The organism is Treponema rectale (genome assembly GCF_014202035.1).
In the GTDB taxonomy this organism is placed as follows: Bacteria; Spirochaetota; Spirochaetia; order Treponematales; family Treponemataceae; genus Treponema_D; species Treponema_D rectale.
Genome location: NZ_JACHFR010000002.1, coordinates 618,885 through 632,936 on the forward strand (window position 1 = coordinate 618,885; position 14,052 = coordinate 632,936).

Sequence of the window (14,052 nt, forward strand, 5' to 3'; positions counted from 1 at the left end):
AATTTTCGGTGGTTTGCCTGAAATTCTTTATTCAAGGATTGTAATTTCTACGCGGCGGTTTTTTGCCCTTCCCTCAGGGGTGGAGTTGTCTGCAGCCGGTTTGTGGGAACCGCTTCCCTTGCAGATAATCATTTCTTCATTTACGCCCCGTCTGGAAAGTTCCCGGGCAATTGAATATGCGCGCTCAAGGGAAAGTTCAAGCTCGCCTTTTTCGTTTCCGGTAGAAGCGGTATGTCCTTCTATAAGGAACTGTGTTTTTTCCAGAGGTTTTAAGACCTGTGCAATTGAATCAAGCAGCTGTGTCTGTCCCGGAAGAAGTTCTGCACTGTCAGATTTAAACTTTAAATCAGAAAGGGTAAGCATGATTCCCGCATCGGTTTTAGAAACAGCAATGTCTTTCTGTGCGGAAAGTTTTTTTATGATTTCACTTCCGTCGATTTTAGGAGGATATTCCGTAAATAAAGAAATGGTTCCCCTGAAGGTGATCTGTTTTCCGTCTGCGTAAAAGAAAGTTTCGTCAACACTGTCCCTTACGACAAGAGCATTTTTTGTTTTTTTACTGATGTTCATTGTTGCAGTGTGTGAACCGGAAGCCTTTAGTAAATCCGGATCACAGTTGAATTCACTTTCGCCGGCTGTATATCTTGTTGCCCACTTAGCCTGTAGTACATAAACTTCTTCACCGTAAAAAACGTCGTCCTTAAGATATGTGTACTGAACGTAAATCGGCATTACCGTAAATATGTTTTTGTTCAGGGGATCGCAGCTTCGTAAGGCATTTGCATTCCAGCTGTCTCCGATGGAAATCTGTTTGTCAGTAAAAGACGGAAAACTTCTGAAGCTGGGATAGCCGTTGTCTTCCAGCATTATCATGTCCCCGTCAGAGAGTATTTTAAATGAAGAGGGAATTGCTGTGTTCAGCGGACGCTTTACATTCATTGTATTGCGTTTTGTTTTTTCGAGAACATAAAAGTTGCCGTCATAAATTTTTTCTTCTTTATTTTGGGAATCAGGTTTTGCTACGATAAAACTCCTGACTTCCCTGCTGACAAGTCCGGTATATTTTCCGTTGTCATAGCGACGTAAATCGGTTCTTTCTACAAGGGAGTAATTTTGACTGAACAGGTATTGTCCGCTAAAAAGTATGGCTGCAGCTATTAAAAAAATTATTCTCTTCATATTTATATTATCGGTGACTTGTTTGTAATTTATTGATAGAATTCGGCATAATGAAAAAAAACGTATTACTGTCATTAATGTTTATTATTTGTGCAGCCGGATTTTCTCAGGAATTTTTTACAGAAAAGACACCGGGGTTTAAGGAATATGTCATGTACGCACATTCCTATGACTGGGGTTGCGGAGTTGATTTTGTTGTCTGTGATGCCGGTGTTACCATAAACCCTGCTGAATTAAAAAAAGAAGATTTTTCTGTCAAAGTTGTTTTAACTGATGCAGAAAAAACAGATTCTGCCAGAGGACGAACACAGGGAGAAAGATCTGTTCTTGAAGTTTTTCCTTGTGATGAATACGGTCAGCCTTTAACTCAGGCTTCAAGATATTTTGCATTAAAACTGAAGACAGTTTATGAAGATGAATTTTCTGATCTGTTCGTGCGGAGTGTTTTTAATTCTAAAAATTCAATTTACATGCTGAGAATTGAAAATAGAAAATTAAAACTTAAAGTTACTAAACTTGCAGGTATAGTCAGTCCTGCTGCTGAATTTAAAATTCAGTCTATTACGAAAAATGGCGTTACAATTAAGTACGCTTCGTGGAATCCTCCTCAGCAGGCAATTGATACACCTCTGATCATCTGGTTTCATGGAATTGCTGAAGGCGGGGACAATCCTTATTTACCTTTACTCGGCTTAAAAGCAACGGCCCTGATTTCAGAAAACATCCAGAAGTATTTTCCGGAAGGGGCCTGTGTAATCATACCCCAGTGTCCTACCGGCTGGCTTGAGACTGTGGATACGGATATGTTCGGTATGAGGGTCTGGGCTCCGGTCGATATAGGCGGTTCAGTAAACAGAGGTGTTGATAAGGCACGTAAGTTTACAACCGGTCTTAACTTTATGGATGAAAGTGTCCGTAACGGAACATATGAAGTGCCGGAGGATTCTGAAACAAATACAGATCCTGATAAAAAACCTTTTGCGGCAGTTTCTTATTACACGGAAGTGTCAAAGGCAATGATAGATTCTTATATCGCAAGAAATCCATATGTAGACACAAAACGGATTTATGTAGGGGGCTGTTCTGCCGGCGGTTATATGACAATGAACATGCTGATTCAGTTTCCGGATTTTTTTGCTGCGGGATTTCCTGTGTGTGAGGCATATCCTGATTCAAAAATTACAGACGCTCAGATAAAAAAACTTTCGGAACTTCCATTGTGGTTTACTCATGCAAAAAATGATGAAACGATAAAAATAGAAACTCATGACGGGCCGACTTATGAGCGCATAAAAAAAGCAGGTGCTTCAGACCTGCATTATTCACTGTTTGAAAATGTCATTGACAGTGACGGAGTAGAAATTGACGGTCATTCATCCTGGGCTTACGTTTTAAACAATCAGTGTGAAGAAAACGGAATTACCATTTTTGAATGGCTGTCAAAACAGAAACGCTGATTTTATTTTTGAATTACTACAAGGTTTCTTTCGTGGTCTTCAAGAAAAGGAACCGTAAGATTGATAACCTTGTAGTCAGGAACCATAACCTGAACTTCTGCCATTTCTGCATTAATTTTTTCAAGCCTTGCCTTGTAAGCCGCAAGATGTCCGCCTTTCTTTAACATTCCGAACAGCAGCTTTACTATTTTTTTATCAAAGGGATGAAAGGCCCTGAATACTTCAAGATCAAAGATTTCTTTTTCCACAGAATCTGCCTGTGAGCAGAGAACCTTTACGTTTTTAAGATTCATTTTGCGCACTGCACTTTCAAGAAACACGCAGCGTTTTTCCATTCTTTCTACAAGAGTAAAAGAGTTTTCCGGAAAAGCAACTGCAAGGGGAATTCCCGGACAGCCGCCGCCGCTTCCTATGTCTCCGATTTTAGACTCCGGCTTTATAAGTGAAGCTATATGTGGAACTGCTGCAAGTGAATCCAGTACGTGGTTAACGGCAAGTTCATCTGCATTGTCAGCCTTCATGAGGTTGTAGGTTTTATTAAAATCCAGGACGGCATTTATGTAAGTTTCCAGCTGGTCAAACTGAACCTGTGATAAATTCAGTCCCAGTTTTGCGCATCCCTGCATCAGTTTTTCGTTCATTCGCTTTCTCCAAGATCAGCTAAAAAATCAAGCTGCCAGTTTGAATCAACTGTGTGTATCGTAAGAAGATTGCCTGTGCGGATTGCAGACAGGTTTTTTTTCTGGCTCATCTGATAAAGGAAAGAATATTCATTCAGATAATCCTGACTTACAGAAACCGTTACTTTATAGGTTGAGGTTCCAGAATCCTTTTCGAGATTAAAGTAAAGGTAGAAGGTTTCCGTTCTTGTTTTTCCGTCACTGATGTAGCGCCTGTCTCCAGTTATAAGAAAAGTTCCGTCTTCCTGAAGATTTGATATGTAAATCTTGCGGCAGGTTTTAAGAATATCGTAACTGTTTATTGAAAAACGAAGGATTTTTGGTTTTATGACAGTCTTTTTTTCTGCGGAAGTTTCTTCCTGTTCAGAACCGGTCAGGTATTCCTTTGCTGGTGTGGAATAATTTTTTTCAGATTCTGTTTTTGAAAGTATGTCTGCATTCTGTTCCTTTATCTGTTCCAGTTTAGTAAGAATCTGTTCAAGAACAAAACTGCTGTCTGATTCTGAAGTAATGCTGCCGTCATAGATTGAATCAAGCATTCCCAGTTCGCTCATTAATGAAAGATCACTGGCGGATACTTTAGAGAGGGCTTTTTTTAACTGCTGTTCGCCTGACGATGTATTTGAAGAAATTTTTGCAGGTACAGTTTTCTGAGTCTTCGGAGCTTCGTATATTTTTGAAGAAACGGTATTTGGTGTATAGAAACCTTCTCCTATTGTCGGTGCAGAAAGGGAAGGCATCTGGGAAACATCAATTTTTATTTCAGGGACTGTCGGTGTGCTGATGGAAGGACTCTGCTGTTTGTTTTCGCAGAAGGCTCCGTAAACACTGTTTGCAAGAACCGTCAGTGCGGTTACTTTTTTTATAAGCTTAAAGGCTTGCAAGGCTTTCCTCCACGTATTCAAGGCGTGTTGTAAGTTCATTGATTGTTTTAGTAAGTCGGTCGCGCTCTTTTTCAAGTTTTTCTTTAGGGTCTATTTCTTTTGCCTTTTTCTTCATCATGGCAATTACACTGTCAGGACTTTTTCCCTGCTTGATTGCTTCGTGAACTTTTTCGATGTCAGATACTTTTTTCTGGGAAGCAACAAGCTTCATGTTTTCAAAGCCAAGGTCAGCATCTGCTTCAGGCAGAAGGCCGACTTTAGTAATAGATTTTGCCGTAGTTCTAGGCAGCTGAAGTACGCGGTCAATGTAGTCTTCATAACGGATGTTTGCTTCATCGCAGAGGGTATGAGCTTTAATAAGACTTTTACCCAGTTCCTGCATGAGGTGTCCGTTAGGAACGATGTATTTTTCCCTGATTTCCTGAGTAAGGCTTTCAAGTTCCGGAGAAAGGGTCATGTCCAGTTTGTAATAGCCCTTTTCTTCTGCAATATCCAGAAGTCCGTGGAACTTTGCCCAGAAGTAATTAGTGTGGCTTTTTGAACAGTGAGGAGGTTCCCTTCCGCCGTTTTTAATTATGTCTTCTTCATTTATAAGGTGATGAGTGTATTCGTGTATTGCCGTATAAATGAGCTGGGTGTCTGTTTTAAAATTTTTATTGTGAAGAAGAATTTCTCTTGTGTCCGGTTTATAAAGGCCGTTTACTCTGGTACTTTCTTTACCTGTCATCGTTACGGTAAAGTCCAGCTGTGATTCCTGAATATCCAGGAGCATTTCTTTAATTGTTGCGTTATCCATGTCTTGATGTTATCCCAGCAGACCCATTTTTGCAAGAATGAGGGTGGCTGCAACTGTTGAGGCAGTTTCCGTTCTTAAAACTCTGATACCCATGCCGGTGCGGACGTAGCCGTAGTTTTCCAGAAGTTCCCTTTCTGATTTTGACCAGCCTCTTTCACTTCCTATGGCTGCAACAGCCTGCTCAAAAGGTTTTATATCATAGGGGGCTTCATTCATTTTTTTTATCAGGCTTATTTCCGGACTTACGTTATCAAGGGCAAAATGTGCCGTAATGGAAGTACTATTGCTGCCTGTCTGTGAATTTTCTTCTTTTTTAATTGAATCAAGGCATTCCTGCAAAGACTGGTGGATAAAAACTTCCGGTATATGTGTTCCTGCTGCCTGAACCGTACCTTCCAGAAGCATTTTGCGGCATTCTTCAGGAGAAGACAGGTCTGCTTTAAGATAGGATTTTTCTCCAAGCTCAGTTGCCGTAAGATGAATCTGGCTTACCCCCAGCCCTGCAATATCCCTTAAAAGCCGTTTTAATTGAATCGGTCTTGGAAATCCCACAATCATTTTAAGAGGGTAGAGGGGTTTTCCGTCGCTTTCTGGCGTAAAATCAAATTCAATTGTACCTTCCAGCCAGGTTTTTCTATTGTCAGGGCTGTGTTCTTCATGGGACTGTATTTTTGTAATTACTGCAGTTCCTGCTTTACCGTTAATGATTCCGGCAGAAAAACTGTCCCCTTCTTTTTTGTGCAGTATTTTTATTAAATGCTCTCCCCTGGAATCCCTGAGGCTTAAAGGTCTGGTAATTTCTTCATCAGTAAAAAGACAGATATTCATTTTTCTACTATATCATAAACATATTTTCATTACGATATTTGAGACAGAACTTTTCCTATGGAATCGTGAATCGTAAGGCTGGCAATATTGTCCCCGGGCCCCGGGTCTCTGTTTATAAGGACAATATCTTTTCCGTGATAGTAATGAATGAGTCCTGCCGCCGGATATACCGTAAGGGAAGTTCCTCCTATTATAAGCAGGTCTGCTTCTGAAAGAGCCTGTATTGCTCCGGAAACACAGTTGTCATCAAGCCCTTCGTTATAAAGGACAACATCCGGCTTTATCAAACCGCCGCATTCTGAACATAAAGGTATTCCGGTACAGTCTTTGTTGTTTCGGATATAGTCGGCGTCAAAAAAATGCCCGCATTTTGTACAGTAGTTTCTTAAAGTACTGCCGTGAAGTTCAAATACGTTTTTGCTGCCGGCACTCTGGTGAAGTCCGTCAATGTTTTGGGTTATAACGGCAGAAAGCTTGCCTTTTTTTTCCAGTTCCGCAAGTTTTAGGTGAGCCGGGTTCGGATTTATTCCCGTTACCAGGAGCTTTTCTCTGTAAAACCTGTAAAATTCAGCTGTTTTGGCAAAGAAAAACTCGTGGCTGAGTATTGTTTCCGGCGGATAGTCCCATTTCTGATGGTAAAGTCCGTCCGTGCTTCTGAAGTCAGGGATTCCGCTTTCTGTAGAAACTCCTGCTCCTCCAAAAAAAACGATTTTATTATTGCCGTCAATGAGTTTTTGAAGCTGCTGTATTTTTTCTGTAAGGTTTTCTTCCATAAAAGATATTCTCCTTAAGGAAGCCTCTAAAAACTTCAGTTTTTTGAGGCAACTCTGAAAATGCGACGTTTAAAAGGGGCTGTCCAAAAAGTATGAGTCATTGCCGTGCTCGACACGGCAATATCTTGTATTGAGGGGGTAGTACAAACCCTCAAAACGGGACGTATTGTAATTAAATAGATTTTCGGGTTGCGCCCGAAAATGACACTTATAAAAAGTTGTTGACAGCCCGAAAATGACATTTTTTGAACTTATTGGTCATCCCCTTTTAAACTCGGCGGCAACCTCAAATTGTAATTTTTAGAGGTTGCCTTAAGATTCAGTATAAAAGTTTACAGGCAAATATGCAAAAAAATATTTCAAAAAAGTGGAGAAATTTGACATTTTGTTGATAACTTTTTACACTAGAATGATGAGTCAAAAAATCAGGATCCGGCAGCATTGTTAAGCCGGCCGTGTCTAAAAAAATGCACATATAAAAGAATTTAAGAAGAATTAAATACGGAAATTCACTATATGTGCCGATAATCTACGAAATAGTCCGAGGTCTTTAACGGAGAGTTATATGTATAGGAAAGCATTGATTACATTATTTTGTACCAGTCTCATAGGAACACAGATTTTTGCAGCAAAATCTGAAAAAATCGACGAGCAGAATATCCCGTCGTCAAGAGAGGCAGGTGAAGCCCATAAAGAAGAAGACGGTAATACTCTGTACAGCTGGGAAAAGACGTTCCCTCTGGAACAGAAAAAAGAGGGTAAATACAACATTGTAGTTACTGCAGAAGATCAGGCCGGTAATACCACAGTTGCCGGACCGTATAATATTTATATTGATTCAGAATCCGATAAACCTGTAGTAGGAATTACAAATCCGTCTGAAGGCATGCGCGTTCCAGGAAACCTCAATATTGTAGGTACCTGTACGGATGATGATGGCGTAGATGTCGTTTATATAATTCTCGATGACGGACCTTTGAAGGGAATTCCTCAGCCTGCAAAAGGAAGTGAATTCTGGTCTTATGAACTTAATACGACTGAATGGCTTGAAGGACCTCATACTATAGAAGTTTACGGTATAGATAAGGCAGCTCCAATTGATAAGGCCTGGGAACAGGATAAGAAAATCCTTATGGGGCCTCCGTATAATTTTTCAGAAGATAAGATAAAGGCTATAGAAGAATCGAGAGAAAAGGCAAAAGAACGTCTTTCTGCACAGGATCTTCAGACTCTTAATGAATATTACGAAAAAAATGGCAGGGTAAAGAATTCCCTTATTTCTGACCGTGGTGATTCTGTAAAGGTAACCTGGCAGCTGGACCGACGCACTCCTGAAATTCATGTTATGAATCCTGCAGAAATGGGTGCAATGAAGAGCGGTCGTTTTAAAATTGAAGGTTATGTAACTGACGGAAACGGAATTGAAGCTCTGGAATACAGCTGTAATGAATCAAAAAACTTTGCAGATTTGCAGGGGGCTTCTCTTAAAGAAGTAAAGATAGAAAAGTCCCGCTATTTCCAGGGCGAAGAAAATGCAGAAGCTCTTGCTGCCTTAAAAGCACAGGGAATTTCTGTTGTATATGAATTTTCTATTACGGTAGACAGCCGTCAGCTTGAAGAAGGTGCCCGCAAGTGTCTTTTGAAAGCCCGTGACGGTGCAGGTTCAGTAGGACGCCTTACATACCTGTTCCTTGTAAAGAATAATCCTCCTAAGATTGAAATTCTTACTCCAAAAGAAAAAGAAAGTGTAAACGGTGTCTTTACAATTGCCGGATATGCTTTGGGAAGTTACAAGAAAGAAAAGGTAAAGGAAGAAAACGAAACTAAAGAAATAGAAAAACGTGAAGTAAACGGAATCAAAAAACTTGAATGGAAATTCGGCGAAGCTCACGGCGGTTTCTATGCAAAGGATGACTTTAAAGAAGAATATAAAGATGTAGATGATAATCACCGTCTTATTCCAGGTAATCCGTACTGGACTGTAGAAGTTGATACAAGAGGAATCAATAAGAAATCTGAAGTGTTCCAGATTACTGCTACAGATATTATGGGTAATACCGTTACGGAAAAACGTACTATCATGCTTAATCAGGAAGCAGATAAACCGGTGGTAGAGATTAAGTATCCTGTAGAAAATGAAGGCGTTGACGGAGAAGACGGACTTCTGTTTATCCGCGGTATCGCTACTGATGATGACGGCATTGTAAAGGTTGTATATAAACTTGATGATAAAGAAGAGCAGACTGTTGAATGTACTGGTGTTTTCTATGCAAAGATTGCCGGTGCATTAAGTGACGGTTCTCACAGTCTTACAGCCTATGCAGTTGATAAATATGGAATAAAAGGAAATAAAACTACTGTTTCATTCCAGTCTAAGGGTGTTGCACCTACATATTCCGGGGCAAAATATGTTTCCGGTAAATCTTCTGAAGATTTTACGGACGGCATGAAGATTAATCCTGAAGACGGCGGTTCTTACGAAATAAAGGTAAATTCTACCTGCGGCCTTAAGGTTGTCAGCTGGGAAATTAACTGGGGATCAAACGGAAGTATAAAGAATGATCTGACTGTTGCAGAAAATGCAAAATCAGTAAATGTAAGCGTTCCGTTAAGCGGTGATGAGCTTCCATGGGGATTTGCAAAACTTACTGTAAAGGCAGTTGACGTTTATGACCGCGAGAGCATTCATTATGCAGTCCTTAACATAACAGACCTTACTCAGATGAATGTAGAAAAACCGGGCGTATACTTTACGGATTCTGTTGTTGCAGAGAACGGTGCCGTAAAAATTAATCCGGATTATCCTCTTACAGGATATTTTGCCGGCGGAAAGATTGCTTCAGTAACTACAGTTCCTCAGGTCAGGGGTGTAACGGCTTCTTATGACGGAAATGTCATTACTGTAAATGCAGCAGCCGGTGCTTCAAGTGCAAAATTCAAGGTTCGCGTTTCTACTGATATATGGACTAACTATGATTCAAGGGAGATGTATTTCTATTCTGATGAAAAGGCTCCTGTAATATCAGTTGATTCATCTAAATTTGACACGGCTGCAGGACGTCCGTTTGAATTCCTTACACAGAGTGACAGGCTTTCAATAAGCGGAACTGTTACTTCCGATTCAACTGTAACTATGTCTTACAGAATATTCTCCGTAAAAACTGATATTGATGATACCGGATATATTTCTGTAATTCATAATCCTGAAACTTCGGAACTTAAAAAGGTTGACCTTACCAGAAGCGGTAAATTCTCAATAACAAATCTTACGACGGATGATGTATTTTCTTCAGACGGATACTATATCGTAGAACTTGTTGCAGAATCTGCATCGGGTAAAAAAGCTGCAGAAGCTGTATTTGTAAGAAAGATTCCATATCCTCCTTCTGACGGAGTTATGGCTGCTGATAAAAAAGGTTCAGGTAAGAAAGATCCGAAGATTTTCTGGTTCAGCGGTGTAAATTATTATGCACTTTGTGTTTATCAGGGAGAAGTTGACCAGCAGTTCAGGGTTGTTAAGGCAGATTCTGTAAAGGCTGATACAGGTGCACTTAAATTTGAAGTTAAGGCTGTTGATGCAACTGTAAAGGGTAAAACTCCTTCATATTCAGAAAGTCTTTCTGTTTCAGCTGTTGTTGATGTAGACGCTCATTTTGCTCAGATTGACGGTGCTCCTTATAAGAGCGGTATGAGCATTGTCCTTGAAAAAGGAACAACTGCTGAAGCCGGTCACAAAGGACTTATAAAAATTAAGTCAAATGCTTCCATTACTTCAGTTTCTTATTCTTTTAACGGAGGCTCAGAAAAGTCTGCAGTTCTTCGTGCTGTAACTGAAGGCCAGGAATATGAAGCAGAGTTCCCTCTGGCAAATCTTCCTGCAAAAATAAATACCATTAAGGCTGTAATAACTTCAGCCGGCGGTGCAAAAAAAGAAATTACCGGTACGATAACTGTGTTAAGAACTCATGCCGTGCTTAATACTTCTTCAAAAGTATACTGGGCAGAAACTGACGGCGTTACAATGAACGGCTCTTCTTATGTTCTTAATAACGGTGCAGCCCTCGTTGCATTTGCCAACATTCCGTTCCAGAATATAAAAGCATCCGTTCGCGGAGATGTCCGGGGCTTAAGTGCAGAAGCTGGTCCTAATAATACGGTTCTGTTTAAGGCTGATGCAGACGGAACTTACAGAGGTGTTTCTATCCGTATTACTGATGAAGCCGGCGGTGCCTATAATTCACCGGAGGTTAACCTTATAGTAGATACTTCAAAGCCTGCTATTACTCTTAACAGACCTCAGGACATGATTTTTGTTCAGAATTCCTTCAGGGTAAGCGGTTCTGTTACAGACGGAAACGGAGTTGCTTCTCTTGAATATACTCTTTCTGACAATGAAGATGCAGAATGGAAGCCAGTTTCAATTCCAAGGGGTGGCGGAGACTTCAGCTTTACAGTAGATCTTGCAGATGTTCCTGACGGATATGCAGGAATTTCTTTAAGGGCAACTGATACTGCAGGAAAGCTTTCTTACCATAATACTGTCGTTCAGAAAGATACTACGGCTCCTGAGGTTCAGGTTATACTTCCGGATGCAGCAAGTACCAGTGTTAACGGTGAAAATACGATTGCTTTCCTTGTAAAAGAACAGGGACTTCTTAAGAGCATTACATACCGTTCACCGGGTGGTGCCCGTTCAGAAAAGTTTGACGTATATACCCGTCCGGAAGATGTTCCGGCAAAGGTTACTTATGATTCGGAAGGAAAAGAAATTCCTGCTCCGGACAGGGATAATCCTGTAAAGACTCTTAATTCGTCACTGCCGCACATGCAGGTCGGTAATCTTGCATTCCCGATTGATAACAGGATGTCTTTTGTATTTACGGATGCAGCAGGAAACAATCGCGTAATTCCTGACTCAGATTATTCATGGGAATTTAAGGTTAATTCAGAATCTGACAGACCGGTAGTAGAAATCAACCTTCCTGAAGAAAACAAGGTTCTTACTACAGACTTTAAGATTTCTGGTATTGTGTCTGATGATGACGGACCTAGCCGTGTTTACTATAAGATTGATAACGGACGCTATCAGCTTGTAACTCCGGATCCTTCGGCAGCAGAAAGTGATGATGTAAATCTGCGTTACAACTATGAAATTGAAGTTCCACTTTCTTCAATGACGGATAATGAACATACGGTAAGCGTTTATTCTGTTGACCGTAATAATATCCGCGGTTCTGAGGATGTACGTAAATTCCATATTTCTCTTGAGGAACCGAAAGGCTGGATGACGGAACCTGATATCAGTAAAACTGTAAAGGGAGTTGTAACTCTCAGGGGTACTGCTTCAGATAAAAACGGAATCAGCAAAGTTCAGGTTTCCATAGACAACGGTGCTTCTTATAATGACGCCGTTGGAACGACAAACTGGAGCTATACATTTGATACCCGTGTAATTCAGGATGGAACTCACGTTGTATTCTTTAAGGTATATGACGGTTACGAAATTACAGGTCTGTATTCTTCTTTGATAAACATTGATAATACGGCTCCGGAACTTCGTCTTGAGCTTCCTCTTGATGACAGTAAGACTTCAAAGAACCTGTTCTTCTCAGGACAGACGACAGATAACATTGGTCTTACGGAACTTTACATTACGGTTCGTTCTCTTGAAGGAAAAACAGTTCCTGCACGTCTTGCACATTACGAACTTACTCCTTCAGAAATTATTTCTGAAGTTATTGATATTGAGCGTTCACTTAATGACGGTGCTTACAACGTAGAGTTGACCGGTCTTGATGCAGCAGGCAACATTACCCGTGTCAGCCGCAACATTCAGCTTGATTCAAAGACACAGCTTGCAAAGAGTGAGCTTCTTTATCCTTTGAACGGTGAGCATCTTAACGGTGAGTTTAATATTTACGGTCTTGCATCTTCAGAAGAGGATGATCCGGTTCAGTATGTAGAGCTTTCTCTTAAAGACGGAAACGGAGAACTTAACGGCAATAACCGTCTTGTAGGTCTTGCAGAAACTGTTCCTTATGGAAAGAACGTAACTAAGAATACAAGTATTCTTACAGCAAACGGTTATTACAAGTTCAGGGTTCTTCCTGTTTACAAGCTTCGTGATGCCGACGGAAACATCATTAAAGATGAAGAGGGTAAGGATAGTACCGTTTCTCTTGCAGCCGGAGTTTACAGATATAAGGCAATCGTTCATACAAAGAACGGTAAGGTTATCGAGAGCCGTGAACAGACCTTTATCTATGCTCCTAACGGTCCATGGGTAACTCTGGATAATGCAGACTTTACTTACGGTGACTTTGCCCAGAACAGACCTTTGCTTTCAGGTAATGCGGGATACATTCTTACTGAAGAAGAAAAAGCAGAACTGAAAGATAAAAAGAATCTGTCTATTGAACGTAAACGTGAACTTGAAGGAAAGAAAATCAAGGGCGTATACATAAGCTTTAATAACGGTAAGTCTTATCGTGCTGTTTCCCGCAAGAACAAGGGAAGCTGGTCTTACAGGATAGAAAACCTTGATATTCCTGCAGGAGTACATTTCATGCTTGTAAAGGCAGAAATGTATAACGGAGAAGCTGCAATTACAAGAACTGTCGTTCAGGTTGACAGAACTTCTCCTACCATCAAGCTTATTTCTCCTGGAGAAGGCGGACATTACAATCAGCAGCTTAACTTCAAGGGTCTGTCCGGCGATGATGTAAACCTTAAATCCGTTAAGTTTGAACTTCGTAAGGGAGACAAGGCAGCCTATGAAGTTCCGGCATTCATTCAGGGACTTTATTTTGACGTAAGCGTATGGGGTGCTACCCTTTACAATGTAGGTGTTGGTCTTACGGCTTTTGACAATGCAGTAAAGATTCAGGTTAACTTCGGTCAGTTTACTCAGAGTCAGAGGGACAGTGTTTCTGATCTCTTCCTTCAGGAACATACAGACCTCCGCTTCGGTGGAAACGTAATCGGTGCAAAGATTATTGCCCAGATCGGATATATTCCGTTCAGGTATTTCTTTGGCCGTGACTGGGACTGGCTCAGTGCTTCGGTTTCAGTAGGTGCAAACTTCTCTTACTTTACTGATTCTGGTGCAAAAGATGTAAACGGAGATAAAGTTTCGCAGGTACTTTCTGCAGCTTTGGTTCAGGTTGAATTCCCTAGAATTACGATTCCGAATGCAAAACTGTTTAAGACCTGGTCCCTTTATACGGAACCTCAGGTATGGTTCATTCCATCGGATATTGCCAGTGATGATGCTAAGAAGGAAGTATTTACCGTATCATTCGGTATAAGAACAAGCGTATTCTAAGGAATAATCTGTAGATTATTGATCTGAAAATCTGTCTGCTTGTAATGCAAAAGATGGGGATGACCAATAAGTTCAAAAAATGTCATTTTCGGGCCCGACCCGAAAATCCCTCTGCAAGAGATTGCCGTGTC

8 protein-coding genes are annotated in these 14,052 nt (G+C 40.7%); 2 read left to right on the forward strand and 6 right to left on the reverse strand.

Going from position 1 to position 14,052, the window contains the following annotated elements; translation table 11 throughout:
• Nucleotides 1–27: 27 nt before the first annotated feature.
• Nucleotides 28–1,179 (reverse strand): OmpA family protein, encoded by a 1,152-nt coding sequence (locus tag HNP77_RS07340; RefSeq protein ID WP_184652525.1) that lies wholly within the window; start codon nt 1,177–1,179, stop codon nt 28–30.
• A gap of 50 nt (nt 1,180–1,229) precedes the next feature.
• Between HNP77_RS07340 and HNP77_RS07345 the strand changes: the two genes are divergently transcribed.
• Entirely contained in the window at nt 1,230–2,636 is a 1,407-nt protein-coding gene (locus tag HNP77_RS07345; protein WP_184652526.1) for a prolyl oligopeptidase family serine peptidase, read from the forward strand.
• Nucleotides 2,637–2,638: 2 nt separating this feature from the next.
• Here HNP77_RS07345 and rsmG read toward each other — a convergent pair whose 3' ends face one another.
• From rsmG to HNP77_RS07370, 5 genes are read right to left on the reverse strand one after another with little or no spacing between them, the layout of a single operon-like run.
• Nucleotides 2,639–3,277, reverse strand: coding sequence for a 16S rRNA (guanine(527)-N(7))-methyltransferase RsmG (gene rsmG, locus HNP77_RS07350; protein WP_184652527.1), 639 nt, complete (start codon nt 3,275–3,277; stop codon nt 2,639–2,641).
• Nucleotides 3,274–4,200: a hypothetical protein gene (locus tag HNP77_RS07355; protein ID WP_184652528.1), complete on the reverse strand. Its 927-nt coding sequence runs from the start codon at nt 4,198–4,200 to the stop codon at nt 3,274–3,276. The genes rsmG and HNP77_RS07355 overlap by 4 nt, the downstream gene beginning before the upstream one ends.
• Nucleotides 4,187–4,996 (reverse strand): hypothetical protein, encoded by an 810-nt coding sequence (locus tag HNP77_RS07360; RefSeq protein ID WP_184652529.1) that lies wholly within the window; start codon nt 4,994–4,996, stop codon nt 4,187–4,189. The genes HNP77_RS07355 and HNP77_RS07360 overlap by 14 nt, the downstream gene beginning before the upstream one ends.
• Before the next feature lie 9 nt (nt 4,997–5,005).
• Nucleotides 5,006–5,824 carry an RsmE family RNA methyltransferase gene (locus tag HNP77_RS07365; RefSeq protein WP_184652530.1) on the reverse strand — a complete coding sequence of 273 codons (819 nt, stop codon included), beginning with the start codon at nt 5,822–5,824 and terminating at the stop codon, nt 5,006–5,008.
• 29 nt (nt 5,825–5,853) lie between these two features.
• On the reverse strand, nt 5,854–6,597 hold the full coding sequence (locus tag HNP77_RS07370) for an NAD-dependent protein deacylase (RefSeq protein ID WP_184652531.1): 744 nt from the start codon (nt 6,595–6,597) through the stop codon (nt 5,854–5,856).
• A 565-nt stretch (nt 6,598–7,162) separates the two neighbouring features.
• On the opposite strand from HNP77_RS07370, the gene HNP77_RS07375 reads away from it, so the two are divergent.
• Nucleotides 7,163–13,921 carry an Ig-like domain-containing protein gene (locus HNP77_RS07375; RefSeq protein WP_184652532.1) on the forward strand — a complete coding sequence of 2,253 codons (6,759 nt, stop codon included), beginning with the start codon at nt 7,163–7,165 and terminating at the stop codon, nt 13,919–13,921.
• The last annotated feature ends 131 nt before the right edge of the window (nt 13,922–14,052 follow it).

Excerpts from the sequence above, each read along its gene's own strand:
- HNP77_RS07340 (WP_184652525.1), bottom strand. The coding sequence starts at position 1,179 with ATGAAGAGAATAATTTTTTTAATAGCTGCAGCCATACTTTTTAGCGGA.
- HNP77_RS07345 (WP_184652526.1), top strand. The coding sequence starts at position 1,230 with ATGAAAAAAAACGTATTACTGTCATTAATGTTTATTATTTGTGCAGCC.
- rsmG (WP_184652527.1), bottom strand. The coding sequence starts at position 3,277 with ATGAACGAAAAACTGATGCAGGGATGCGCAAAACTGGGACTGAATTTA.
- HNP77_RS07360 (WP_184652529.1), bottom strand. The coding sequence starts at position 4,996 with ATGGATAACGCAACAATTAAAGAAATGCTCCTGGATATTCAGGAATCA.
- HNP77_RS07365 (WP_184652530.1), bottom strand. The coding sequence starts at position 5,824 with ATGAATATCTGTCTTTTTACTGATGAAGAAATTACCAGACCTTTAAGC.
- HNP77_RS07370 (WP_184652531.1), bottom strand. The coding sequence starts at position 6,597 with ATGGAAGAAAACCTTACAGAAAAAATACAGCAGCTTCAAAAACTCATT.
- HNP77_RS07375 (WP_184652532.1), top strand. The coding sequence starts at position 7,163 with ATGTATAGGAAAGCATTGATTACATTATTTTGTACCAGTCTCATAGGA.